General features: G+C 65.2%; 20 protein-coding genes. 2 read left to right on the top strand and 18 right to left on the bottom strand.

The features are described 5' to 3' along the window. Positions 1 to 2 precede the first annotated feature (2 nt). The 15 genes from GGR23_RS04980 to mutS all read right to left on the bottom strand — a co-directional run bounded on the left by GGR23_RS04980 (position 3) and on the right by mutS (position 16,826). Positions 3 to 1,145, bottom strand: coding sequence for a hemolysin family protein (locus GGR23_RS04980; protein WP_183365022.1), 1,143 nt, complete (start codon positions 1,143 to 1,145; stop codon positions 3 to 5). Between the two features lie 12 nt (positions 1,146 to 1,157). Next, positions 1,158 to 1,685, bottom strand: coding sequence for an rRNA maturation RNase YbeY (gene ybeY, locus GGR23_RS04975; protein WP_183365021.1), 528 nt, complete (start codon positions 1,683 to 1,685; stop codon positions 1,158 to 1,160). After that, positions 1,685 to 2,740 (bottom strand): PhoH family protein, encoded by a 1,056-nt coding sequence (locus GGR23_RS04970; protein ID WP_183365020.1) that lies wholly within the window; start codon positions 2,738 to 2,740, stop codon positions 1,685 to 1,687. The genes ybeY and GGR23_RS04970 overlap by 1 nt, the downstream gene beginning before the upstream one ends. A 120-nt stretch (positions 2,741 to 2,860) precedes the next feature. Next, complete coding sequence (miaB, locus tag GGR23_RS04965; protein WP_183365019.1) at positions 2,861 to 4,252, bottom strand: tRNA (N6-isopentenyl adenosine(37)-C2)-methylthiotransferase MiaB; 1,392 nt, start codon at positions 4,250 to 4,252, stop codon at positions 2,861 to 2,863. A gap of 64 nt (positions 4,253 to 4,316) precedes the next feature. Next, on the bottom strand, positions 4,317 to 5,114 hold the full coding sequence (gene olsA / locus GGR23_RS04960; RefSeq protein ID WP_183365752.1) for a lyso-ornithine lipid O-acyltransferase: 798 nt from the start codon (positions 5,112 to 5,114) through the stop codon (positions 4,317 to 4,319). 28 nt (positions 5,115 to 5,142) lie between these two features. Further along, positions 5,143 to 5,571 carry a Fur family transcriptional regulator gene (locus GGR23_RS04955; protein WP_183365018.1) on the bottom strand — a complete coding sequence of 143 codons (429 nt, stop codon included), beginning with the start codon at positions 5,569 to 5,571 and terminating at the stop codon, positions 5,143 to 5,145. A 45-nt stretch (positions 5,572 to 5,616) separates the two neighbouring features. Then, on the bottom strand, positions 5,617 to 6,111 hold the full coding sequence (locus GGR23_RS04950) for a GNAT family N-acetyltransferase (protein ID WP_183365017.1): 495 nt from the start codon (positions 6,109 to 6,111) through the stop codon (positions 5,617 to 5,619). 5 nt (positions 6,112 to 6,116) lie between these two features. Continuing rightward, positions 6,117 to 6,773, bottom strand: coding sequence for a tRNA (adenosine(37)-N6)-threonylcarbamoyltransferase complex dimerization subunit type 1 TsaB (gene tsaB, locus GGR23_RS04945; protein ID WP_183365015.1), 657 nt, complete (start codon positions 6,771 to 6,773; stop codon positions 6,117 to 6,119). A gap of 33 nt (positions 6,774 to 6,806) precedes the next feature. Further along, positions 6,807 to 7,373 (bottom strand): NifU family protein, encoded by a 567-nt coding sequence (locus tag GGR23_RS04940; protein WP_183365013.1) that lies wholly within the window; start codon positions 7,371 to 7,373, stop codon positions 6,807 to 6,809. A 120-nt stretch (positions 7,374 to 7,493) separates the two neighbouring features. Next, positions 7,494 to 7,985, bottom strand: coding sequence for a universal stress protein (locus tag GGR23_RS04935; RefSeq protein ID WP_183365011.1), 492 nt, complete (start codon positions 7,983 to 7,985; stop codon positions 7,494 to 7,496). Positions 7,986 to 8,045: 60 nt separating this feature from the next. Beyond that, complete coding sequence (gene trpS / locus GGR23_RS04930; RefSeq protein ID WP_183365009.1) at positions 8,046 to 9,110, bottom strand: tryptophan--tRNA ligase; 1,065 nt, start codon at positions 9,108 to 9,110, stop codon at positions 8,046 to 8,048. 71 nt (positions 9,111 to 9,181) lie between these two features. Then, the gene (locus GGR23_RS04925) at positions 9,182 to 9,574 is read right to left on the bottom strand and encodes a VOC family protein (RefSeq protein ID WP_183365007.1); all 393 of its coding nucleotides are present in this window, start codon (positions 9,572 to 9,574) and stop codon (positions 9,182 to 9,184) included. Further along, positions 9,574 to 11,151 (bottom strand): murein biosynthesis integral membrane protein MurJ, encoded by a 1,578-nt coding sequence (gene murJ / locus GGR23_RS04920; RefSeq protein ID WP_183365005.1) that lies wholly within the window; start codon positions 11,149 to 11,151, stop codon positions 9,574 to 9,576. Before murJ ends, GGR23_RS04925 begins: the two co-directional genes overlap by 1 nt. Further along, a complete protein-coding gene (locus GGR23_RS04915) occupies positions 11,148 to 13,997 on the bottom strand; it encodes a [protein-PII] uridylyltransferase (protein WP_183365004.1) in 2,850 nt (949 codons plus the stop codon). The genes murJ and GGR23_RS04915 overlap by 4 nt, the downstream gene beginning before the upstream one ends. A gap of 87 nt (positions 13,998 to 14,084) precedes the next feature. After that, complete coding sequence (gene mutS / locus GGR23_RS04910) at positions 14,085 to 16,826, bottom strand: DNA mismatch repair protein MutS (protein WP_343066624.1); 2,742 nt, start codon at positions 16,824 to 16,826, stop codon at positions 14,085 to 14,087. A gap of 194 nt (positions 16,827 to 17,020) precedes the next feature. Here mutS and GGR23_RS04905 point away from each other — a divergent pair, with 194 nt between their 5' ends. Further along, entirely contained in the window at positions 17,021 to 19,306 is a 2,286-nt protein-coding gene (locus tag GGR23_RS04905; RefSeq protein ID WP_183365003.1) for an NADP-dependent malic enzyme, read from the top strand. Here the strand turns inward: GGR23_RS04905 and GGR23_RS04900 are convergent. Next, a complete protein-coding gene (locus GGR23_RS04900; protein WP_183365002.1) occupies positions 19,288 to 20,223 on the bottom strand; it encodes a LysR substrate-binding domain-containing protein in 936 nt (311 codons plus the stop codon). The genes GGR23_RS04905 and GGR23_RS04900 overlap by 19 nt on opposite strands. A gap of 94 nt (positions 20,224 to 20,317) precedes the next feature. Between GGR23_RS04900 and GGR23_RS04895 the strand changes: the two genes are divergently transcribed. Continuing rightward, complete coding sequence (locus GGR23_RS04895; protein WP_183365001.1) at positions 20,318 to 20,497, top strand: hypothetical protein; 180 nt, start codon at positions 20,318 to 20,320, stop codon at positions 20,495 to 20,497. A gap of 13 nt (positions 20,498 to 20,510) precedes the next feature. Here GGR23_RS04895 and olsB read toward each other — a convergent pair whose 3' ends face one another. Beyond that, positions 20,511 to 21,392, bottom strand: a complete 882-nt coding sequence (gene olsB, locus GGR23_RS04890) for a l-ornithine N(alpha)-acyltransferase (RefSeq protein ID WP_246364971.1) — start codon at positions 21,390 to 21,392, stop codon at positions 20,511 to 20,513. A gap of 90 nt (positions 21,393 to 21,482) precedes the next feature. After that, entirely contained in the window at positions 21,483 to 23,783 is a 2,301-nt protein-coding gene (locus GGR23_RS04885; RefSeq protein ID WP_183365000.1) for a hybrid sensor histidine kinase/response regulator, read from the bottom strand. Between the last annotated feature and the right edge of the window lie 42 nt (positions 23,784 to 23,825).

Genomic DNA, 23,825 nt, shown 5'->3' with positions numbered 1-23,825 from the left:
GCCTAATGCTCGGCGCCTTCGGCGGATGGCTCGCCCGTGCCGGCGGGCGCACCGTTCTCGTTGGCCGCCCCCTCGCCCTCGCCCCGGACGGCACGGCGGCGAACGGCGGCCTTGCGGCGGGTGATGCGCACACGCTTGATGCGCCGGGGATCCGCATCGAGGATGTGGCATTCGAAGCCCGGCAGTGCCTGCACCACCTCCCCGCGCACCGGAATGCGGCCGAGCGCGGAGAAGATCAGGCCACCCAGGGTGTCGATGTCGTCGAGCCGGTCGGCCACCTCGAAATCGGGCCCGATGGCTTCCGCAAGCTCCTCCAGCTCGACGCGCGCATCGGCCACGAAGACATCCTCGGATGTCTGCGTGAACATGGCTTCCTCGTCGTCATGCTCGTCCTCGATGTCGCCGACGACCATCTCGACAATGTCCTCGTGCGAGGCAAGGCCGTCGGTCCCGCCATATTCGTCGATCACGAGCGCCATCTGCGTGCGGTTCGCCTGCATGCGCTCCAGAAGGTCGGAGGCGAGCATCGACGGCGGCACGAAGAGCACCTTGCGCAGGATGCCGGCCTCGCCGATGGTCTTGTTGAGATCCACGCGGCCGAGATCCATGGCGGGCTTCGGGGCGGATTTCGTTTCGCTTCTTTCGCCGTTCTGGCCGGCGGCCTGGGTTTTGGAAGAGCCGTTGCGCCGCTTGTTGCGGGCCTGTTTCGTCACGTAGGACAGCAGGTCGCGGATGTGGACCATGCCGCGGGGATCGTCCAGCGTCTCGCTGTAGACGGGCATGCGCGAGCGGCCGGACTCCTCGAAAATGACCATCAGCTCGCCGATGGTCGTGTTGATGTCGACGGCCTCGATGTCGGCGCGCGGAACCATCACATCCTCTACCCGCACCTCGCGGAAGCGCAGGATGTTGTGCAGCATGGCCCGTTCTTCCGGGGAGAAGGCATTGCCGAAGGTTTCGCCGGTCAGGAGGGCATCGGCAAGATCCTGCCGGATCCTGGAGCCGGGGACGGGCCGCCAGATGCGGGCTGCGCGGGACCAGAAGGAGGATTTTGCGCCTGCCTCGGCCCTGGGCGTACTCGAAGGATCGTCCGTGTTCGCCGATTCTTTGGCCGCGGGGGCCGGATTGGGTGTCAAATCGTTCATCGTACCAATATGTCAGACCGGTTCCTGCCCGGCGTAAGGATCAGATATCCCAAGTTCTGCCAAAATGCGAGTCTCGAGGCCTTCCATTTCCTCGGCCTCCTCGGCATCCATGTGATCATAGCCGAAGAGATGCAGGAAACCATGAACCAGCAGATGGGTCAAATGTTCCTCGACCGGCTTTCCGAGGTCCGCCGCTTCCCGCTCGATCGTCTCGCGGGCGAGCACGATGTCCCCGAGCATCGGCCCGGGCTTGCCGCCGGGCTCCAGCGGAAAGGCGGGGAAGGACAGCACGTTCGTCGGCTTGTCCTGCGCGCGCCATTCGCTGTTTATCTCGCGGATCGAGGCGTCGTCCGTGAAGACAAGCGAGACTTCGATGGGCGCAGGTCCGAAGGGCTGGCCTTCCCGGGTCGCCAGGTAGCCTGCGGCATGTTCGAGGATACGGGTCGAGAAGGCTTCGAGCGCCGCCTCGTCCTGCCAGTTGCCTTCCTCCACGCTCGCCTGGATGTCGAGACGCGGGCCATTCTTCTCCGGGCGTGCCATCAGCGGTCGATCTGCTCGCTCTCGTCCACGATCGCGGTATCGGCGTCATAGGCCCGCACGATGCGGGCCACAAGCGGATGGCGCACGACATCGACATCCTTGAAGCGCACGATGGAAATCCCCTCGATGCCCGGCAGGATCTGCAGGGCCTCCACCAGACCGGATTTGACACCGCGCGGGAGGTCGACCTGACTTGGATCGCCGGTGATGATCATCCGCGAGTTTTCGCCGAGACGGGTCAGGAACATCTTCATCTGCATGGACGTGGTGTTTTGCGCCTCGTCGAGAATGACGGCCGCATTGGCAAGGGTGCGTCCGCGCATGAAGGCAAGCGGCGCGATCTCGATCACGCCTGCGGTAATCGCCCGTTCGACCTTGTCGCCCGGCATCATGTCGTAGAGGGCATCATAGAGAGGCCGCAGGTAGGGATCGACCTTCTCCTTCATGTCCCCCGGAAGGAAGCCGAGCCGCTCTCCCGCCTCGACAGCGGGGCGCGACAGGATGATGCGGTCAACGGCACCGCGCTCGAGCAGCTGCGCCGCATGCGCGACCGCCAGATAGGTCTTGCCCGTACCGGCCGGACCGACACCGAAGACCAGCTCGCTGCGCTCCAGCGCCCGCATGTAGGCGTCCTGCGTCGGCGTGCGGGCTGCTATCGTCTTCTTGCGCGTGGAGATCTGCGCCATGGACAGTTTTGCCTTTCGCTCCATCGTCGGCAGCGTCAGCTGGTCGTCGGAGGCAACCGCCATGCGGATTGCACCCTCCACGTCGGAGGCTTCGACGGAGCCGCCGCGCTGCAGTCGCTCGTAGAGGAAATCCAACGCGCGCCGCGCCTGGTTCGTTGCCATGAGCTCGCCCGTGATCGACACGGAATTTCCGCGGGCCGTGGCATCGATGCGAAGGTGCTTCTCGAGAAGCTTCAGATTCTGATCGAACTGACCGAAGAGCTCGCTTGCAAGCCGGTTGTTCTCGAACGTAAGGACGAAGTGATTGACGTCGGTCTCGGAGGTGCGGGACTGGCGCGGCGAGGATGTAACCAGTTCGTGGCCGTTCAAGCGATCGGGCTCCTGTGCTTGGTGTCCATGACACAAGCTAGTGCGGAACGACCGATTTGTGAAGGGAGAGAAAAATCCCTCAACAGGCTTCGCGCAATCTTCGGGCGCAACCGGCCGGCCCTAGACCCGCTCCCCGAAGAGGCTGTTCACCCCCGTATCGGTGATCCTGACCCTGACCAGCGAGCCGATTTCATCCGGATGACCGGCCACATTGACCGACTGAAGCCAGGGCGAACGGCCGATGAGCTGGCCGTCGAGGCGGCCCGGCTTCTCCAGAAGGATGTCGAATTCCAGGCCGACGCGGCTCTCGTTGAACTGCTGCTGCTGGCTGAAAAGCAGGGCCTGCAGCTTCTCGAGCCGCTCGGTCTTCACCGCCTCGTCCACCTGCCCGCCGAGCTCGGCACCCGGCGTGCCGGGCCGGATGGAATACTTGAAGGAAAAGGCCTGGGCATAGCCGACCGTCTCGATGAGACGCATCGTCTCGGCGAAGTCTTCCTCGGTCTCGCCGGGGAAACCGACGATGAAATCGCCGGAGAGGGCAATATCGGGCCGCGCGCTGCGAATTCTTTCGATCAGCGCCACATAATCCTTCGCCGTATGGCGCCGGTTCATGGCCTTGAGGATCCGGTCGGATCCCGACTGCACGGGCAGATGCAGATAGGGCATGAGCATCCGCAGGTTCCGATGGGCGTCGATCAGCCGCTCGTCCATGTCACGCGGGTGGCTGGTCGTGTAGCGCAGCCGCAGCAGGCCGGGGATTTCCGAAAGGCGGTTCAGCAGGTCACCGAGCGTCAGCTCGCGGCCATCCGCATCCTTGCCGTGCCAGGCATTGACGTTCTGGCCGAGCAGGGTCAGCTCGCGCACGCCGGCGGATACGAGGTTGCGCGCCTCCTCCATGACCTGCGCCAGCGGGCGCGAGACCTCGGAGCCACGGGTATAGGGAACCACGCAGAAGGTGCAGAACTTGTCGCAGCCTTCCTGCACCGTCAGGAAGGCGGTCACGCCGCGGCTGCGGGTCTTTGCCTTTTCGGCCTGCGGCAGGTGGGAGAACTTGTCTTCCAGGGCATATTCGGTGTCGACGACGCGCTCGCCGGCCTTGGCGCGCTTCAGCGCTTCGGGAAGGCGGTGATAGGTCTGCGGGCCGATGACCACATCGACCGCCGGCGCCCGGCGAAGGATTTCCTCGCCCTCCGCCTGGGCGACGCATCCGGTGACGCCGATCATCAGCTCCCGCCCCCTGGCTGCCCGCGCCTTCTTCATCTCCCGCAGGCGGCCAAGCTGGGAATAGACCTTTTCGGCTGCCTTCTCGCGGATATGACACGTGTTGATGAGAACGAGATCCGCCTCCTGCATGTCGTCGGTCGCGACATAGCCGTCCCGCGACAGGGCATCCGTCATCCGGTCGCTGTCATAGACGTTCATCTGGCAGCCATAGGTCTTCACGAAGACCTTGCGCTGGGCGCCGGTGGTCGTTGCGTCGGTTTCGGCTGGAAGGGCGATATCGTTGCTCATGGCAGGGCTATGTAGTGACTTTTGCGGCCTTTGAAAATCGCTAAATGCGCGAATTGCGGGCGTTTCAGTGCGGCAGCCGGCCGCGAAGGCTGTCTTCCAGCATCTTGCGGATGCGATCCTGGATCAGCGCGCTCTGGCGCTTGCGGTTGCTCTCGGCGTCGAAGGTGACGGTTTCTCCGAAGCTCACGTCCACCTCGATGGCGCCCGTCTTCAGGATGCCGCCGAGATGGGGCACAAGCTCGATGTCTCCGGGCCAGGCGGCGATCGGCCGGTGGAACCGGCCCATGGGCATGCCGTGAACGCCGGTATAGGCAATGGTGACGGGCTGGACATACACATGGCCGTTCGGGCTGTAGGGCACCGCGGAGGCGGCCGCCCCGAAGAGAGACGACTTGATGTCCATCAGCCGGTTGCCATCAGACGTCGTGCCCTCCGGAAAGAGCACCACGACCTCGCCGCCGGCGAGACGGGCGGCGATCTCGTTGGCCTGCTTGCCGACCTTGCGGGTTTCCTCGCGCTTGACGAAGATCGACCGCTGAAGCCTGGCCAAAGTGCCGAAGACCGGCCAGTCGCGCACTTCCGCCTTGGCGATGAAGACGACATCCATGATCGAGCCGAGCACCAGAATATCCTTCCACGAGATGTGGTTGGAGGCGATCATCAGCGGCCGGCTTTTCTCGACACGCCCGTGGATGCGCACGCGGATTCCGAGAAGGGCACAGGCGGCACGATGCCAGAGGCGCGGGATGCGGCGCCAGAGCGGGATGTTGAGCGCCAGGCAGAGCAGATGCGGCGGCAGCAGCACCAGCGTCACCAGGCTGATGCCGATGAAGACACCGACGATCCGCACGCGGCTGACGATCCCCGGTCCGCGTTCGTTTGCCAGCATTTCAGCGCTCGTCTTTTTTGAGCGGAACGCCATAAAGTTCGAGGCGATGATCCACGAGGCGGAAGCCGTGCTCCCGGGCGATGCGCTCCTGAAGCGCCTCGATTTCGGGGGAACGGAATTCGATGACACGGCCCGACTTGAGATCGATCAGATGATCGTGATGCTCGGCAGGCACGGTTTCATAGCGGGAGCGGCCATCACGGAAGGCGTGGCGGGCGATGACACCCGTATCCTCGAGCAGCTTGACCGTGCGGTAGACGGTGGAGATGGAAATGCGCGGATCGACGCTCGACGCGCGGCGATAGAGCTCGTCCACATCCGGGTGATCCTCGGACTCGTCGAGGATGCGCGCGATCACGCGTCGCTGGCCGGTCATCCGCATGCCACGCGCCGCGCAAAGCTCCTCCAATGTCTTGGACAGATTGCCCATCGCTCAAGCCATACCCCGGTCAACGACATCGCTTCCGATAAGGACCTAGCCAAGAACGCGGCGCATGACAAGCGCCGTCGAACGGCGGCCGTCCGCAGCCGTGTAGTAGGCCGGCCGTTCACCGACCTTCTCGAAGCCCAGCTTCCGGTAGAGGCCAAGCGCGGCGTGGTTGCCGTCGTCGACCTCCAGAAAGAGGGTGGAGCCACCCCGGCTGCCCGCCTCGCGCATCACCGCCTGCATGAGCCGCCATCCGAGGCCGGAGCGCTGCAGCTTGTGGCTGACCGCGATGGTGAGGATCTCCGCTTCGCCCGCCGCCTCCCGCGAGAGCACGAAGCCGGCGAGCGGCGTCTTGAAGAGACCCGTCGTCTGGCGGGCCACGAAGCCGAAGACGCTCGGCTGGGACAGAAGGCTGTGAAACTCCCCGTCCCCCCAGCGCTGCGAAAAGCGCTCGCCATGAAGGCGCGACACGGCCGGGCAATCATCCGCCCGCATCGGCATTATCTCGAATTCATGCTTGCGAGTGAGATAGTTGTCGAGCACGGCGATCAGGTCCGGGAAAGGGCGAACCCGGCCTGTGGCTTGGCATCGGGCGCGCGGAGATAAAGGGGTTTCGGCTTGTGGGCAACGGGGGCTGCATGCGCCAGCCGCGCCAGCACGGACGGGGGAAAGCGATCGGGCTCGGCCTCGGGACCGGCCGCGGCGAGAAGGGAAGCGGCAGAACCGGCAACGGCTCCGCCATGGCGTGCGGCAAGCTGGCGAAACGCTTCCACGTCCAGCGCGACCGGCGCATCGACCGGGCTGCCGTCGCCGGCAAAGGCCTGGGCATAGACCTCGCCGCGCTTGGCGTCGATGGCGGCCACCACAGGCTTTCCGGGATGGCGCGAGGCCCAGTCGGCGGCGAGAACCTCGAGAGTGGTGATGCCGACAGCCGGCACGCCAAGGGCCAGGGCAAAGCCCCTTGCCGCGGCGACGCCGGTGCGGATGCCGGTAAAGGACCCGGGGCCGACGGTCACGCCGATCCGTTCGACGGCATCGAGGGCAAGGCCCGCTTCGGAAAGCACCTCCTGCACCATGTCGGTCAGGCGTTCGGCGTGCCCCTTGCCCAGCCGCTCCGTGCGCTCGGCAAGGATGCGGTTCTTCGCGCCGTCATAAAGGGCTGCGGAACAATCCACCCCGGCCGTATCCAGTGCCAGAACGATCATGGCTCAGCGCGTGCCCCCCGGCCTTCAAAACAATCAGACGGCTTCGACTTCCTGAACTTCCGGAATGAAGTGGCGCAGCAGGTTCTGCACGCCGTGCTTCAGGGTCGCGGTCGAGGACGGGCAACCGGCACAGGCGCCCTTCATGTTGAGGAAGACCTTGCCGCCGCGGAAACCCTTGAAGGTGATGTCGCCACCATCCTGGGCAACGGCCGGGCGGACACGGGTTTCCAGGAGCTCCTTGATGGTCGCGACGATCGATTCGTCGCCGGGTTCGAAGAACTCGCCCTCGTCGGCAGCGTCACCCTGGCGGGTACCCGCACCGCCCATGACAGGAGCGCCGGACATGAAGTGCTCCATGATGGTGCCGAGGATGGCCGGCTTCAGATGCTGCCATTCGGCATCGTTCTTGGTCACCGTGATGAAGTCGTAGCCGAAGAAAACGCCGGTGACGCCGGGAACCGAAAACAGCGCGGAGGCAAGCGGCGAGGCCTCGGCATCGTCGGCGCTGCGGAAATCCGCCGTCCCCTGACCCAGGACGACCTTGCCCGGCAGGAACTTCAGCGTGGCGGGATTGGGGGTGGCTTCGGTCTGGATGAACATGGGCTTCTCCTCCGGGGAGTGCGACGTGACTTTAGAATTCTTCAAAAGAGATAGGCGCTTTCATCACCGCTTACAAGTCATAAACCGGTGAAGGAAAGTCAGGTTCCGACAGCGCCCCGTTCAGCAGAGCGCGTCGATATCCTCGTTGCTGAGATTGTCCGGCAGCACCGTGACGGGGATCGGGAAGGCGGCGCTGCGCCCTGCAATCGATGCGATCAGGGGGCCGGGACCGTCCTTTGCCGATCCGGCGGCCAGCACCAGGATGGCTATGTCCCGGTCCTCCTCGATGAGGGCGTGGATCTGCTCGGTCACGCTGCCTTCGCGAATCGCCACTTCCGGCTCGAGCCCGATCATCTCGCGGACGGTCTGGGCGGTGCGGGCAAGAACCGCTTCCGCTTCCTCGCGCGCCTCGGCCCGCATGATGGCCTCGACGCCGATCCACTGGGAGAAATCGCCGTCCGGTATGACGTAGAGCAGAACGAGCCCGCCGTTGGAATTCTTGGCGCGGCGGCCCGCATAATAGACCGCGCGCTGGCATTCGGGCGTTCCATCGATGACGGCCAGAAACTTGCGGCGATGCCCTTCGAGCCTGGACAGACGTTTTGAAACCATGCCGCGCCTTTCGCCTCCTCGCTTGAAAGTACAGGGACGAGCTTGTCGTCCCGGACACTCTTAACGCAGGAAACCGATAATGTCGCGCACGTCATTCATCACTTTTTCCGCGCGCGCACCGGCACGCTCGCCGCCATCGCGCAGGATCGCGTCGATATGGCTGGTGTCGTCCATCAGGCGGCGCATCTCGCCGTTGATGGGCGCAAGCACCTCCACGGCAAGATCGGCCAGCGCCGGCTTGAACTCGGAAAACTGGCGACCGCCGAACTCCTTCAGCACATCGGCCTTGGACTTGTCCGAGAGCGCGGCGAAGATGCCGACGAGATTGTCCGCCTCGGGACGGCCGGCAAGACCTTCGGTCTCGGACGGCAGCGCATCGGGATCGGTCTTGGCCTTGCGGATCTTCTTCAGGATGGTGTCCTGATCGTCCATCAGGTTGATGCGCGAGAGATCGGAGGGATCGGACTTCGACATCTTCTTCGTGCCGTCGCGCAGGCTCATGACCCGCGGCGCCGGCCCGTCGATCAGCGGCTCGACCAGCGGGAAATAGCCATGGATCGGCTCCTCGCCGACCACCATGTCGACGCCCTGGCCGGTGGCGCGGATCTTGTCCTGATAGTCGATGTTGAACTTCTGGGCGATGTCGCGGGCCAGCTCCAGATGCTGCTTCTGGTCGTCGCCGACAGGCACATGGGTGGCGCGGTAGACGAGGATATCGGCCGCCATCAGGCTCGGATAGGCGAGCAGGCCGAGCGAGGCATTCTCGCGATCCTTGCCGGCCTTGTCCTTGAACTGGGTCATCCGGTTCATCCAGCCGATGCGGGCGACGCAGTTGAACACCCAGGCCAGTTCCGCATGCTGCGGCACGGCCGACTGGTTGAAGACGATGTGCTTCACCGGATCGATGCCTGATGCAATGAAGGCGGCGGCGATCGAGCGGATCTGACCCTTCAGGTCCTCATGCACCAGCTGGGCGGTGATGGCATGGAGATCGACGACGCAATAGATGCAGTCGTTGTTTTCCTGCAGCGCCACGAACTTTCTGATGGCGCCGAGATAGTTTCCGAGATGCAGGTTGCCCGTCGGCTGCACACCGGAAAACACGAGCGGCTGGAACTGGTTCATGGCAATCCCCGGATAGGAAGTCGGTCAATTTGAGCGCTTATGCAATGCCACCCCTTGCCAATCAAGGGATTTCACGCGGCGTGCTCGATCAGATCCCAGGTGTTGCCGAAGGGATCGGCAAAAACCGCCACCTTGCCGTAGATCTCCGTGCGGGGTGCCTCCCGGAATTCCACCCCGGCCTCCTGCATCCGCCTGTGGTCCCGGTCGAAATCGTCGGTTTCGAGAAAGAACCCGACGCGCCCGCCCGTCTGGTTGCCGATCGCGGCCTGCTGTTCCTCGCCATCGGCCTTGGCGAGCAGCAGCGCGGCACCCGTTCCGCCCGGCGGCTTCACCACCACCCAGCGCTTTCCAGCGTCCAGAATCTCGTCCCGCAGGCATTCAAAGCCGAGCGCATCGCAATAGAACCGCTTTGCCCGGTCGTAATCGTCCACCACCAGCGTGACCAGAAAGAGGGACAGGCGCATCAGGCGGCATCCTTCGAAGCGCCGCGCTTCAGGTTTCGGCGGATCATCGAGAGGTTCGCCCCGCCGATCAGGAAGACGAGAACGAAATAGACGACCATGGCGAGCGCGATCAGAACGCCGAGCGCGCCTGCCTGATACAGGAGCGGCGTATGCGGCTGCAACCAGGCGCCCAGATAGGTCTTGGCGTAGACAAGCACGCCCGCCATCACCAGCGCGGCAACCACCATCATGACCGCGCGCCGGATCAGCGCCACTTCCGGCACCAGATGCTTGCGCCAGATGAGGGTCGAGCCGAGGAGCAGCGTGTTGATCCAGCCGGAGGCGACTTCCGCCGTGGCGATGCCACGCTCGGCGATCAGCGGAAAGAGGGTGACGGCAAGGGTGCAGTTCACGACGACCGAAACGATGGTGAAGCGCATCGGGGTCTTCGTATCCTCGCGGGCGTAGAAGCCGGGCTGCAGTGCCTTGATGAGCACGAAACCCGGCAGACCCACCCCGTAGATTGCCAGGATCGAGGCGACGACCGCGGTGTTCTGCTCCGAGAAGGCGCCGCGCTCGTAAAGCACGCGGATGATTTCGTCGGAAAGCACCCACAGCGCCGCCGCCGCCGGCAGGGTCAGGAACAGCACGAACTCGATCGACCGGTTCTGGGTATTCCCGGCCTCCTTCATGTGGCCTGCCTTGAGCGCGCGGGCGAGCTCGGGAAGGAGAACGACGCCCACCGCAATGCCGACAACGCCGAGCGGCAGCTGGTAGATCCGGTCTGCATACTGGAGCGCGGCAATCGCCCCTTCCTTGCCCGAGGCAATGGCCTGGCCGATGATCTGGTTGATCTGGGTAATGCCGCCTGTCACGGCTGCGGGAACGGCGAGCCACAGGAGGCGCTTGACGTTGGGCGTGATGCGCGGGCGCTTGAAGGTGAGGGCAATGCCCGCATGACGCACGCCCGCATAGACGACCGCCATCTGCAACAGGCCGGCGATCAGCACGCCATAGGAGAGATACCAGGCGGTATCGCGCGGTTCTGCGCCGGTCCACAGGGCATAGCCGAGGGCGGCAATCATCACGGCGTTCAGAAAGATCGGCGCGACCGCCGCGGCAAAGAAGTGATGCAGCGAGTTGAGCATGCCCGACAGCATGGCTGTCAGAGACATGCACATGAGATAGGGGAACATGATCGCCGCAAGCTTTACCGTCGTCCAGTATTTGTCGGCATCGTCGGAAAAGCCGGGAGCGATGATGAACTGCACGATGAGCGGCATCGCCAGTTCCATGGCGATGGTCAGCAGCAAGAGCACGGTGAACAGCACGCCGAAGACTTCTTCCGAGAAGCGCTTGGCGCCATCGATGCCGTTTGCCTCGATCTCCTTGGAGAAAAGCGGCACGAAGGCGGCGTTGAACGCACCCTCGGCAAAGAGACGGCGGAAGAGGTTCGGGAAGCGGAAGGCGGCATAGAACACGTCCGCCATGGGGCCGGTGCCGAGTGCTGCCGCCATCAGCGTCTCGCGGGCAAAACCGAAAAGGCGGCTGCCCAGCGTTGCCCCGCCGACCGTCGCAAACTTCTTGACCAGGCTCATGCTTCGCTCCGCGCCTTCTTCTGGATTTCCTGGCGCGGGCTTTCCGGGACGCGGGCCCCTCCCGCATCCTTCTCCGTTTCCCCCTCGCTCATGACCGCTTTCAAGCGCTGAATGATGGCGGAACTGCGGTTCTCGTTGGTGATCTTCTGCCCGACGAGATCGGTGACGTAGAAGGTATCGATGACCTTCTCGCCGAAGGTGGTGATGCGGGCGGAGGCGATGTCGAGCGAGAGGTCGGCAAGCGCGCCCGTGATCTCCGACAGAAGGCCGGTCCGGTCCAGGCACTCGATCTCGATGACGGTGAACTTGTTGGAGAGCGAATTGGAAATGGTGACGCCCGGCGGGATGACGAAGGCGCGGCTCTTCTTCTTGCCTTTGGTTCGTGTCGCGATCACCTCCGGCAGGCGCTTCTTGCCCGAGAGCACGTCCTCGATCATCTTTCCGATGGTGCCGGCACGGCGAAGCTCGTCCTCGTCCTTCTCGAAGGCGCGGTTGATGTGGATCGTATCGAGCGCCCGGCCGTCCGTCGTCGTGAAGATTTCCGCATCCGCGATATTCGCGCCCGCCGCCGCGCAGGCGCCCGTGATGACGGCGAGCAGGCGCGGGTGGTCGGGCGAGAGCACGGTGATTTCGGTGATCGCGTGGAAGGAGTGGGTGCGCACCATGGTGGCGAGCGCCTGGCCGGCCTTGTCCGCCTGGCGGATGAACTGGGCGTGGCGCACCTGGTCCTCGAGCGGCACCGACAGAAGATAGGGCTGGTAGTGCAGCCGGGAGTAATGCCGGCGGTCCTTCTGCGACCACTCGGAAAGGGCGTCGGCCAGTGCATGCTCCGCCTGCTCGGCGCGCTCCTTGCGCGAAACCTCCGAGAAGCCGCCGGAGAGCAGCAGCTCGGTTTCGTAATAGAGCGTGCGCAGCAGCTGCCCCTTCCAGCCGTTCCAGACGCCCGGACCCACGGCGCGGATGTCGCAGACGGTGAGGATCAGCAGCAGCTTGAGCCGCTCGAGCGACTGTACCCGTTCGGCAAAATCGGTGATCGTCTTGCGGTCGTTGAGGTCGCGGGTCTGGGCGACCATCGACATCAGCAGATGTTCCTCGATCAGCCAGGCGACGAGATCGGTCTGGCGCGGCGAAAGACCGAGACGGGGGCAGAGCTTGCGCGCGACCTTGGCGCCGGCGATCGAGTGATCCTCCTGCCGCCCCTTGGCGATGTCGTGAAGCAGCACCGCCACATAGAGGGCCTCGCGGTCGGCGATGCCCGGCATGACAGTGGCGGCCAGCGGATGGACCTCGCCTGCCCTGCCCTGGTCGATTTCCGCGAGAACATCGAGCGAGCGGATCAGATGCTCGTCCACCGTATAGTGGTGATACATGTTGAACTGCATCATCGAGACGATCTTGCCGAAATCGGGAATGAACCGCCCGAGCACGCCCGCCTCGTTCATGCGCCGGAGAATGAGGGCCGGGTCACGCTTGGAGGTGACGATCGAGAGGAAAAGCCGGTTCGCCTCCTCGTTTTCCCGGAGATCCTGGTTGATCAGCGAAAGCGACCGGGTGACGCGCTTCAGCGCATCCGGGTGAAACTCCAGCTTGTTGATGTCCGCCATGTGGAAGAAGCGGATGATGTTGACCGGATCCCGCTTGAAGACGTCGGGATGGGCAAGCGCGATGCGGCCCCGGTCGACGACGAAATCGAGGGTGCCGGCGATCTTCCGCTTGCGGTTGGAGAAGCGGCGGAACATGCCGGTGATCCCCGGCGCTTCCTTGGCCTGCTGGTCCTCGAGGGCGGCGCAGAAGATGCGGGTGAGATCGCCCACGTCCTTGGCGACGAGGAAGTAGTGCTTCATGAAGCGCTCGACATCCGAAAGGCCGGGACGCGACTGGTAGCCGAGGCTCTGGGCGATATCGCGCTGCACGTCGAAGGAGAGCCGCTCCTCCGCCTTGCCTGTCAGGAAATGCAGGAAGCAGCGCACGGCCCAGAGGAAATCCTCGGCCTTCTGGAAGAGCTGCCATTCGTGGCGGGAGAGCACGCCGAGCTTGACGAGGTCGCCCGGCTCCTTGACGCGGTAGTAATATTTCGAGATCCAGAAGAGCGTGTGGAGGTCGCGAAGCCCGCCCTTGCCTTCCTTCACGTTCGGTTCGACCAGATAGCGGGTATCGCCCGACTTGCGATGGCGCTCGTCGCGTTCTTCGAGCTTGGCAGCCACGAATTCCGCGCCGGTGTTCAGCACCACCTCCCAGTCGAAACGGTTGGCAAGCGATTCCGCCAGCGGTTCCGAACCGCTGACGAGACGCGCCTCCAGCAGCGCGGTGCGGATCGTCATGTCGCCCTTGGCGCTCACCAGGCATTGCTCGACGGTGCGGGTGGCGTGCCCCACCTTGAAGCCGAGATCCCAGAGAAGCAGCAGGATGTATTCGATGACCGGGGCGTTCCAGGCCGCGGGCTTCTGCGGCAGCAGGAAGAGAAGGTCGATGTCAGAGCCGGGCGCCAGCGTGCCGCGCCCGTAGCCGCCGACGGCCATCACCGCAATGCGGGCATCGGCTGCGGCATTCGCCGCCCCGAAAACGTGGTTGACGGCAAAATCGTGCAGGGCCGCGATCATGTCGTCCATCATCCGGGAAATGCGCCTGGCGCAGACGATCCCCAGCCGGTCCGCATCGAGCCGGGCACGTGCCTCGGCAAGCCCTTCGGCCTTCACCTTCTTGAGAAGCTGCAGCACGGCGGTGCGCATGCCTGCCGCACTCTCGGCCTGGGTGCTTGCGATCAGCGAAAGGGCCTTGCGCAGCGCCTCGCCGTCGATGAGCCTCTCCGGATCGGTGGAACGGATGTCGTTAAGGGCTGCGCTCATCGTCGCGGGGTGCTCCCGGCCAAATCGGTTCAAAGGACGGCACCCTGTTTAGCCCCTCGGCCCGCACCGCGCCAGAGCCCTTTCGTCTCAGGAAGAGGGGCCGGAAGAGCCGAGCTTCTTCTTCAGCGCATACAGCGCCTCAAGCGCCTCCCGCGGCGTCATGTCATCGGGATTGAGGGCGGCAAGCTCCGCCTCGACCTTCGACGGTCCCGCGCGCCTTGCCTCCTCGCGGCGAATGGCAACCTGAAAGAGCGGCAGATCGTCGATCAGCTGGCTTGCCGGGTTCTTGCGGTCCGCATCCTCGAGCTTGGCCAGAACGTCCCGCGCGCGCTCGACCACGGAGGACGGCAGGCCGGCCAGCCGGGCGACCTGGATGCCATAGGAGCGGTCTGCCGCTCCGGGCCCCACCTCGTGCAAGAAGATCACGTCGCCATCCCATTCCTTCACCCGCATCGTGGCATTGGACAGCCGGGGAAGCTTCTCCGAGAGCACCGTCAGCTCGTGGAAATGGGTGGCAAAGAGCCCGCGGCAGCAGTTTACCTCGTGAAGGTGCTCGACGGCCGCCCAGGCGATCGAGAGACCGTCGAAGGTTGCCGTACCGCGGCCGATTTCATCGAGGATCACCAGCGAACGGTCCGTCGCCTGATTGAGGATCGCCGCCGTTTCCACCATTTCCACCATGAAGGTGGACCGGCCGCGGGCGAGATCGTCCGATGCGCCGACACGGGAAAACAGCCGGTCGACGACGCCGATATGGGCGCTTTCCGCCGGCACATAGGAGCCCATCTGGGCCATGATGGCGATCAGCGCATTCTGGCGCAGGAAGGTGGATTTACCCCCCATGTTGGGACCTGTCAGCAGCCAGATGGCCCCGAGTTTCGCCCCCGATGGCGGCGAGAGATCGCAGCTGTTCGCAACGAAGGCGGTTCCCGCCTGGCGGCGGAGCGCCTGCTCCACGACCGGATGGCGCCCGCCCGATATGGCGAAGGTCACAGACGCATCGACCGTCGGACGGCAGTAATTCTGCTCCTCGGCGAGATGGGCAAGCCCCTGCGCCACGTCGAGAACGGCAAGCGCCCGCGCGCCCCGCTTGAGGGCTTCCGCCGCATCGACCACATCGGCGCGCATGGCCTCGAAGGCCTCGAGTTCCAGCTCCAGCGCCTGCCCGGCCGCATTGGCGATCCGGCTTTCCAGATCGGCAAGTTCCGGCGTGGTGAAGCGCATGGCATTGGCCATGGTCTGGCGATGGATGAAGCGGCTTTTCGCCTCGTCGCTGTCGGTCATGGTGCCGGCATTGCCGGCCGTTACCTCGATGAAATAGCCGAGCACGTTGTTGTGCTTGATCTTCAGCGACTTGATGCCGGTTTCCTCGGCATATTGCAGCTGCAGGCCGGCGATCACCCGGCGCGACTGGTCGCGCAGGGCCCTGAGTTCGTCCAGCTCGCTGCTTGCTCCCTCGCGCACGAATCCGCCGTCCCGCTTCAGGAGAGGCAGGTCCTCGCCCAGCCAGTGGCCAAGCTGGAGCGCGAGCGTGGACGGCAGGGCCTTCAGGTCCCCGAGGGCCTCACCGAGCTCGCGCGGCAGATGCCGGTTCTCCAGCAGGCCGGCAATGAGGGCTGCGGTTTCGAGCCCCTGCCGGATGGCGCCGAGATCGCGCGGGCCGCCGCGGTCGAGCGCGAGACGGGACAAGGCCCTCGGCATGTCCGGCATCTGCTTAAGCCCTTCCTTCAGCGCCTGGCGGAGCGAGGGTTCGGCGAGAAGGGCCTCCAGCGAATCCAGCCGGTCGTGGATTGCCTGCGGGTCGGTCAGCGGCGACATCAGCCGTTCTGCGAGAAGCCGTGCGCCGCCGCCGGTCACGGTGCGGTCGAGGGCCTTCAGGAGCGACCCGTTGCGGTCGCCCGAAAGCGTCTTGGTCAGCTCCAGATTGGCCCGCGTCGCGGGATCGATGAAGAGCGTGGAGGCACTGCTTTCCCGCTCGGGGCGTCCGAGAGGCGGACGCTCGGCGATCTGGGTCTTTTCCACATAGGCAACGGCGGCGGAGGCGGCCGCGAGTTCCGCGCGCGAATAGGTGCCGAAGCCATCGAGCGTGGTGACCCCGTAATACTGCGCGATGCGCCGCTCCGCCGTGGCGCTGTCGAACAGCACGGCCGGCTGGGGCATGACGATCCGGCCGAGCACGTCGAGCGCGGGCTTCAGCTCCGGGTCGGCAAAGAGCGTGTCGGGCAGGATGAGTTCGCGCGGCTCGATGCGCATGACATCGGCGAGCAGGCGGCTTGCCTCGGTTTCGGCGAGACGGAAGATGCCGGTCGAAATGTCGATCCAGGCGAGCGCAAGCTGCGGCTCGGACCCGCCCTTGATGCGGGCAAGCGCCATCAGGTAATTCGCCTCGCCCGGCGAAAGCAGCTTTTCCTCGGTGATGGTGCCGGGCGTGACGAGGCGCACCACGTCGCGCCGGACGACGGACTTGGAGCCGCGCTTCTTGGCTTCCGCCGGATCTTCCACCTGTTCGCAGACCGCCACGCGGTAATCGAGACCGATCAGCTTCTGCAGGTAATCGTCGGCGGCATGAACCGGCACGCCGCACATGGGAATGTCGTGGCCCATATGCTGGCCGCGTTTCGTCAGCGTGATGCCAAGCGCGCGGGACGCCTCCACCGCATCGTCGAAGAACAGCTCGTAGAAATCGCCCATGCGGTAAAACAGGAGCGAATCCGGATTGCTGGCCTTGATCTCGATGTACTGCTCCATCATCGGCGTCGCCGACTGGCGGCTGGCGTCCGAGACGAGCACGTCTTTGGTCAGGGCTTCGGCTGTGGGCGAGAGGCTGATTGTCACGGCTTTTATATTTGCAGGATCGAAAAGTCGTGCAACAGTAGCCCTCCCCCGGCCCCCGGCACAACCCGAAAGGCCGCCACGAGGGCGACTGCCCACAGGCGAAGCGGCCATCGGACCCCGGGAACGGGCCATTCAAACGACAAGCCGGCGCGCGAGGGGCGAAGACCGGCGCAGCAGTACCGGGAGGATTGCAGGTGAACGACAAGACCGGCCGCATCAAGGCGAGCGTGACGGAGCAGGAGGCGCTGGACTTCCATGCGCGGGGACGACCCGGCAAGCTGGAGATCAATCCGACCAAGCCCATGGCGACGCAGCGCGATCTCTCGCTTGCCTATTCGCCGGGCGTGGCCGTTCCGGTAAAGGCCATCGCCGCCGATCCCGCAACCGCCTATGATTACACCGCACGCGGCAACATGGTCGCCGTCATCTCGAACGGGACCGCCATCCTCGGCCTCGGCAATCTCGGCGCGCTGGCCTCGAAGCCGGTCATGGAGGGCAAGGCCGTGCTCTTCAAGCGCTTCGCCGACGTCGATTCCATCGATCTCGAGGTCGCGACCGAGGATGTGGACGAATTCATCAATTGCGTTCGCTTCCTCGGCCCTTCCTTCGGCGGCATCAACCTGGAGGACATCAAGGCGCCGGACTGCTTCATCATCGAGCAGAAGCTCCGGGAGATCATGGACATACCGGTCTTCCACGACGACCAGCACGGCACCGCGATCATTGCGGCGGCGGGCCTCATCAACGCGCTCGAACTGACCGGTCGCGACTTCAAGACCACGAAGCTCGTCTGCAACGGCGCGGGTGCGGCGGCGATTGCCTGCATCGAGCTGATCAAGGCGATGGGCTTCGCGCCTGAGAACATCACCCTCTGCGATACGAAGGGCGTGATCTGGCAGGGCCGCACCGAGGGCATGAACCAGTGGAAATCCGCCCATGCGGTAAAGACCGACAACCGGACGCTTGCCGAAGCCATGAAGGGCGCGGACGTGGTTTTCGGCCTTTCCCAGAAGGGCGCCTTCACCGACGACATGATCCGCTCCATGGCGCCGAAGCCGATCATCTTCGCCATGGCCAATCCCGATCCGGAAATCACGCCGGAGGCGGTGGCCGAGATCCGCAGCGACGCGATCATGGCCACGGGCCGCTCGGACTACCCGAACCAGGTCAACAACGTCCTGGGCTTTCCCTACATCTTCCGCGGGGCGCTCGACGTGCGGGCCTCGACCATCAACGACGCCATGAAGATTGCCGCCGTGCGGGCGCTCGCGGAGCTCGCCCGCGAGGACGTGCCGGACGATGTGGCCGCGGCCTATCAGGGCAACAGGCCCCGCTTCGGGCCGCGCTACATCATCCCCGTGCCGTTCGATCCCCGGCTGATCTCCGCGATACCGGTCGCCGTTGCGCGGGCCGCCATGGAAACGGGTGTCGCACGCCGCGACATTGCCGACCTCGACGCCTATGCGCGCGAGCTGTCCGCAAGACGGGACCCGATCGCCTCCACGCTTCAGCGGCTCTACGAACGGGTGCGCGCCAATCCGAAGCGCGTCGTCTTCGCCGAGGCGGAGGAAGAGCAGGTCATGCGCGCCGCGATCTCCTATGCCAACCAGGGCCTCGGCACCGCCATTCTTCTCGGGCGAGACGAGCCGATGCATGCGACCGCGGAGAAGCACGGCATCGACCTCAACCGTCCGGGGATCGAGGTGGTCAATGCCCGCATTTCGGATCGGGTCGACGCCTATACGGATTTCCTCTACTCGCGCCTCCAGCGGAAGGGCTATCTCTACCGGGACTGCCAGCGCCTGGTGAAGACGGACCGCAACCACTTCGCCGCCTGCATGGTGGCGCTCGGCGATGCGGATGCGATGGTAACAGGCACGACGCGCAACTACTCGACCGCCTTCGAGGACATCCGCCGCTGCATCGACCCGAAGCCGGGCCGCCGGGTGATCGGCGTGTCGCTGGCCCTTGCCCGCGGCCGCACGGTCTTCGTGGCCGATACGGCGGTGCACGACATGCCGACCGCCGAGGAACTGGCGGATATCGCCGAGGAGGCCGCCCGCACCGCTCGCCGCATGGGCTACGAGCCGCGCGTCGCCATGCTGGCCTACTCCACCTTCGGTCATCCCACCGGCGAACGTTCCGAGCGGGTGCGCGAGGCGGTCAAGATCCTCGACCGCCGGCACGTGGATTTCGAATATGACGGAGAGATGGGGGCGGATGTGGCGCTCAACCACGAGCGGATGGAACAGTATCCCTTCTGCCGCCTGTCCGGAACGGCGAACGTGCTCGTCATGCCGGCGATCCACTCCGCGTCTATTTCGACCAAGATGCTGCAGGAACTCGGCGGCTCCACCGTCGTCGGCCCCCTGCTGGTCGGTCTCGACAAGTCCGTCCAGATCACCCAGATGGGCGCCAAGGACAGCGACATCGTCAACATGGCGGCGATTGCAGCCTACAATGCCGGCGGCTGAGGCCCAGCGGGCGGCATGTGCCGGTCCAGGCTGGCCATGCTGTCCGCAAGCTCGTCCTTCAGCCAGCGGACGAAGGCGGCGACCGCCGGCCGCTGGCGCTGGCCCGGAGCGGTGACGAGATAGTGGCCGAAACCGGTCCTGACGCGCAGGCCGAAGGGCGCCACCAGCCGACCCTGCCGGATGGCGTCGCCCGCCAGCGTCTGCCAGGCAAGCATCACGCCCTGACCGGCCATGACGGCATCGAGGCAAAGCGACGCCTCGTTGAGGCGATGGCCGATGCGACAGGCAAGGTCCGGCACCCCGGCCGCGCGGAGCCAGAGATCCCAGGAAAACATCGAACGATCGTCGATCACCAGGGGAATGGCCGCGAGATCGGCCGGATGGTGCAAGCGTTCGGCAAGCGCCGGCGAAGCCACGGGAAAGATCTCCTGTTGAAGCAGGAGCTCGCTTTTCACATGCGGCCACTCACCCCGACCGACACGGATGCCGAGGTCCACGTCCGATGCCCCGAGGTCGATCAGGCGCGTCGTGGCATCGATCCTCAGATGCAGCTCGGGATGGGTGGCGGTGAAGCGGTCGAGACGGTGGACCAGCCATCGCGCGGCGAAGACGGGCGCAACCGAAATGGTGAGGATAGAGGGATCGCGCTGCCCGGCCAGACGGACGGCCTCGGAAAGGGACCGGAAGGCATCCGCCAGGCGAAAGAGCACGGGGGCTGCCTGTTCGGTCGGCACCAGCCCGCGCGGCTGACGGTCGAAGAGCACCATGCCCAGCTGCGCCTCGGCCTTGGTTATCTGCTGGCTGACCGCGCCCGGCGACACGCCGAATTCCTCGGCGACCGCCTGGAGCGTTCCCAGACGAGCAGCCGCTTCCACCGCGCGCAGGCCGTTCAGATGGACGAGATTGAGGTTTCGCATTCAGAAAAGCTAAACCCATCGGCCGAAACACTCAATTGATTTCGAACATGGCGTGAAGAAATACTTCATCGGATCGATGATCGGGAGAACGGCCATGATCGCGCTGATGAAACGGATTCTCGTCTGGCTCCAGGAACGGGATTGCCCTTGGGCAGGCCGGGCTGAAGGCGATCCCCTTCAGCATCCGGAGCTCCGGGCGCTTTCGCTGCGGGAAATTGCGGACCTGCCGATGCCCCGGCAGGCGGATCACGCCCGCTGCGGCTGCACCTGCTGACCGGAAGCCTGCGTCAGGCCGAAAAGCGCCCCGCATCGGCACCGTAGTGGCTGATGTAGCGGTCCGAAATGCTGGAGATCGGCAGGACGATCAGCACATCGGTGGTGTTGAAGGCCTGATCGACAACGGCGCCGTTGCCCACCATGGCGCCGAGGCGCAGATAGCCCTTGATGAGCGGCGGCATCGTGGCGAGCGCCTTGCGGGTGTCGGCGGGATCGAAGGGCTTGCGGTCCATCGGCTGGAAAAGCTCTGGCCGGGCGCTCACCGCCCACTCGTCGCGGGCCAGCACGGAATGATGCAGGAAGCCCAGCGCCAGCGCATGGTCGTCGGGAGACGTTCCGGGGAAGGAGGCGCAGCCGAACATGGTGTGCATGCCATGCCGGAGCGCATAGGCCCAGTTGCCCTGCCAGAGAAGCTCCACGGTGCGCTTGGTGCGATAGGCGGGCAGCACGCAGGAGCGGCCGAGCTCCATGAACCGCTTGTCGGGATGACGGGCCACGAGCGCATCGATCTCGAACTCGGAGGCCGAATAGAAGCCGCCCCGCTTCATCGCCACATCCTGGCGCAGAATGCGATAGGTGCCGACGATCTGGTCTTCGGTGTCGCCCTCGATCGAGCGGTCGAGAACCAGGAGATGGTCGCAGATGGCGTCCCAGGCATCGGTATCGCGCTTGCGCCGCATGGAGTCCGGCGAGAGCGTCGCCTTCATCTCCTCCACGAAAACCTGATAGCGCACCCGCTGTGCCGCATCGATCTCGAAGCCGTTGCGGGCGAGGCGCGTCTCCAGCGATCCGATCCGGCCGAGCACCGGCTGGTCGTCTGCCTGGAATGCGGGCAGGTGCGCGGAAACCTCGACCTCTTCAAACTGGCCATTCGGCGCCTGTTCCATGGTCATGGCGATTCTCCCCCGTCTGTCGATGGGAGATTTTAAAACATGGCACTGCGACAGGATAGTGACGAAGATCGGGGTAGCGGAATCCGCCCCTCAGCCCTCGCGGCGCTTGCGGCATCCTTCCAGCGCGGCGTTGATTTCGTTGACGAGATCGAGCGGCGGGACGGGCTTGGTGAGGAAGCGGTCCGCGCCGCGCCGCAGCGCATTCTGCCGGATCTCCTCGGCGCTCTCGCCCGAAAGCACGATGACCGGAACATGCTGGTGGCCGGTGGCATCGAGCTGCGCGCGCAGCTCCGCCACCACGTCGCGGTCCGCCACGCCCGGCATGCCGAGGTCTGTCAGCACGGCATCCGGACGCCATCCGTCGCTGCCCGAAAGCATGTCCATCAGGGCGTCGAAATCGCCCGCGTGATGCACGCTGAAGCCGGCCCGCTCCAGCGCGGTGCGGATCATCAGGGCATTGACCGGGTCGTCCTCGCCGAGGAAAATGCGGCCACGGCTGTTTCCGGCGGGGGTCGGCGCCGGCAGGCGGGCCGGACGGTTGTCGTTGGTGGCGCCGCGCTTCTCCAGACCGCGAAGGCGGCCGCCCAGCACGTCGATCAGCGACTGCTCGCGGATCGGGCGGATCAGCCAGGCATCGTAGGGCCCGGCGATGCGCGCCTGGCGCTGCTCGGGATTGACGAGGAAGATGCGGCGCAGGCGCAGCTTTTCCGCCCTTTCGGAACAGGGTCCGATGAAGTCGTCCTCGAGCCGGTGATCGACGATGATGTCGGTGATCCGGCGGCCATTGATCTCGCCCTTGTCCAGCGCCTCCAGCACGTCGATGCCGCTGCGGCAAAGCCTGCATTCGCCACCCAGCGCCCGGATCGTCCGGTCGATGGCCGCACCGGCCGGTCCGTCGGGCACGAGGACGAGGGCCACGGAATTGCGAACCAGCCCGCTGCGGCTCTGGCGCGTTTCGGGCCGGATATCCGATGTGACGGGAATGCGGATCGTGAAGGTACTGCCGACCCCCTTCTCGCTGTCCACCGTCATGGAGCCGCCGAAGGCATCGACGATGCGGGCGGAAATGGAAAGGCCGAGGCCCTTGCCGGCGCTGCGCGAGCGCGACGGGCCGACCTGGATGAACTCCTCGAAGATGCGGGCCTTCTCCGCCGCCGTCATGCCCGGCCCGGTATCGCCCACGCGAATGACCAGATCATCGCGCTCGATCTCGGCCGAGACGCTGACGCCACCGCGGCGGGTAAACTTCACCGCATTGCCGACGACGTTGAAAAGCACCTGGCGCAGGCGACCCGGATCGAGCTCCAGATATTCCGGCACGTCGGGCGCGACGAAGGAGGCGATCTCCAGCCCCTTGAAATGGGCGCGGGGGGCGAGCATCTCGACGATGCCTTCGATCAGGTTGCGGGGCGATTCCGGAACGGGGCGCAGCTCGAAACGCCCCGCCTCCATGGTGGCGAAGTCGAGGAGATCCTCGACGAGATAGGCCAGAACCTGACCCGACTGCCGCAGGCCGGCCACATAATTGCGCTGGTCCGGACCGAGTTTCGACCGCTCCAGAAGGTCTGCCATGCCGAGAAGGCCGGTCAGCGGGGTGCGGATATCGTGGGCGACGGTGGCAAGGAGACGGGATTTCGCCGCGCTCACCTGCTCGGCCTTGCGCCGCGCCGCATCGGCGTCCGCGGTCGATCGGGTTTCCTCGGTGATGTCGCGCGCCACGCTTTCGGTCAGCAGCTCGCCCGTGTCGGGATGCCGGATGATCGTGTCGCCCCAGGCGAAGATCCGCTCACCGGCAGGGGTGGCGATCCGGGCAACGAGACGCCCCGGCCGCGAGCCCGGCTCGAACCGGAAGCCCAGCTCCTCGCAACGAGACCCGGCAGGCTCCATCTCCCCGGTCACCTCCGAGAAGATCCGGTTCGCGACGCGGATGGTGCCCTTGAGGTCGCGCACGACGGCAAGATCGCCGAAGCTCTCGTGGATGGAGGAGACGAGCGCCTTGCGCTCCTCCGCAGCCCATTCCCGGTCGGCGGCTGCCTCGGCGATCTGCTTGACCGCATGCACGTGACGGCTGCGACGAAGGCGTTCGGCAATGTGGTAGACCGCAAAAAGAAGCGCCATGGCGAAAAATGCGAGCGCGAAGGCCACATGGGTCTCGAGCGTACCGAAGGACAGCACGCCGGCAGCAAGCAGAAGCCCGGCCCCCGCCATCCACAGCGAAAGCGATGCGGGATCGGCTTCCGCTTCGCTTTCCCGTATCTGCGGCTCGGGCTCCTCGGCATCGTGCAGGAGGCTGAACGGATCGCGCAGGGTGTCGTGAGGGGCCTTGCTCCTATGATCGGGCACCTCGAAGGCTGCGGACAGTCGCTTTCTCAGCTGTTGAAGATCGCTCATGCCCCGAGACTAGGCCGGGAGCCGTTCTTCTTCGCTTCAGGA

The sequence above is a fragment of the Gellertiella hungarica genome (assembly GCF_014197145.1).
Lineage (GTDB): Bacteria > Pseudomonadota > Alphaproteobacteria > Rhizobiales > Rhizobiaceae > Gellertiella > Gellertiella hungarica.
This window is presented reverse-complemented; position numbering and strand designations above follow the sequence as displayed.

Bases quoted from the DNA above. Each gene is read 5' to 3' on its own strand.
- GGR23_RS04980 (WP_183365022.1), bottom strand. From the start codon at position 1,145: ATGAACGATTTGACACCCAATCCGGCCCCCGCGGCCAAAGAATCGGCG.
- ybeY (WP_183365021.1), bottom strand. From the start codon at position 1,685: ATGGCACGCCCGGAGAAGAATGGCCCGCGTCTCGACATCCAGGCGAGC.
- miaB (WP_183365019.1), bottom strand. From the start codon at position 4,252: ATGAGCAACGATATCGCCCTTCCAGCCGAAACCGACGCAACGACCACC.
- GGR23_RS04955 (WP_183365018.1), bottom strand. From the start codon at position 5,571: ATGGGCAATCTGTCCAAGACATTGGAGGAGCTTTGCGCGGCGCGTGGC.
- tsaB (WP_183365015.1), bottom strand. From the start codon at position 6,773: ATGATCGTTCTGGCACTGGATACGGCCGGGGTGGATTGTTCCGCAGCC.
- GGR23_RS04940 (WP_183365013.1), bottom strand. From the start codon at position 7,373: ATGTTCATCCAGACCGAAGCCACCCCCAATCCCGCCACGCTGAAGTTC.
- GGR23_RS04935 (WP_183365011.1), bottom strand. From the start codon at position 7,985: ATGGTTTCAAAACGTCTGTCCAGGCTCGAAGGGCATCGCCGCAAGTTT.
- trpS (WP_183365009.1), bottom strand. From the start codon at position 9,110: ATGAACCAGTTCCAGCCGCTCGTGTTTTCCGGTGTGCAGCCGACGGGC.
- GGR23_RS04925 (WP_183365007.1), bottom strand. From the start codon at position 9,574: ATGCGCCTGTCCCTCTTTCTGGTCACGCTGGTGGTGGACGATTACGAC.
- murJ (WP_183365005.1), bottom strand. From the start codon at position 11,151: ATGAGCCTGGTCAAGAAGTTTGCGACGGTCGGCGGGGCAACGCTGGGC.
- GGR23_RS04915 (WP_183365004.1), bottom strand. From the start codon at position 13,997: ATGAGCGCAGCCCTTAACGACATCCGTTCCACCGATCCGGAGAGGCTC.
- GGR23_RS04900 (WP_183365002.1), bottom strand. From the start codon at position 20,223: ATGCGAAACCTCAATCTCGTCCATCTGAACGGCCTGCGCGCGGTGGAA.
- GGR23_RS04895 (WP_183365001.1), top strand. From the start codon at position 20,318: ATGATCGCGCTGATGAAACGGATTCTCGTCTGGCTCCAGGAACGGGAT.
- olsB (WP_246364971.1), bottom strand. From the start codon at position 21,392: ATGACCATGGAACAGGCGCCGAATGGCCAGTTTGAAGAGGTCGAGGTT.
- GGR23_RS04885 (WP_183365000.1), bottom strand. From the start codon at position 23,783: ATGAGCGATCTTCAACAGCTGAGAAAGCGACTGTCCGCAGCCTTCGAG.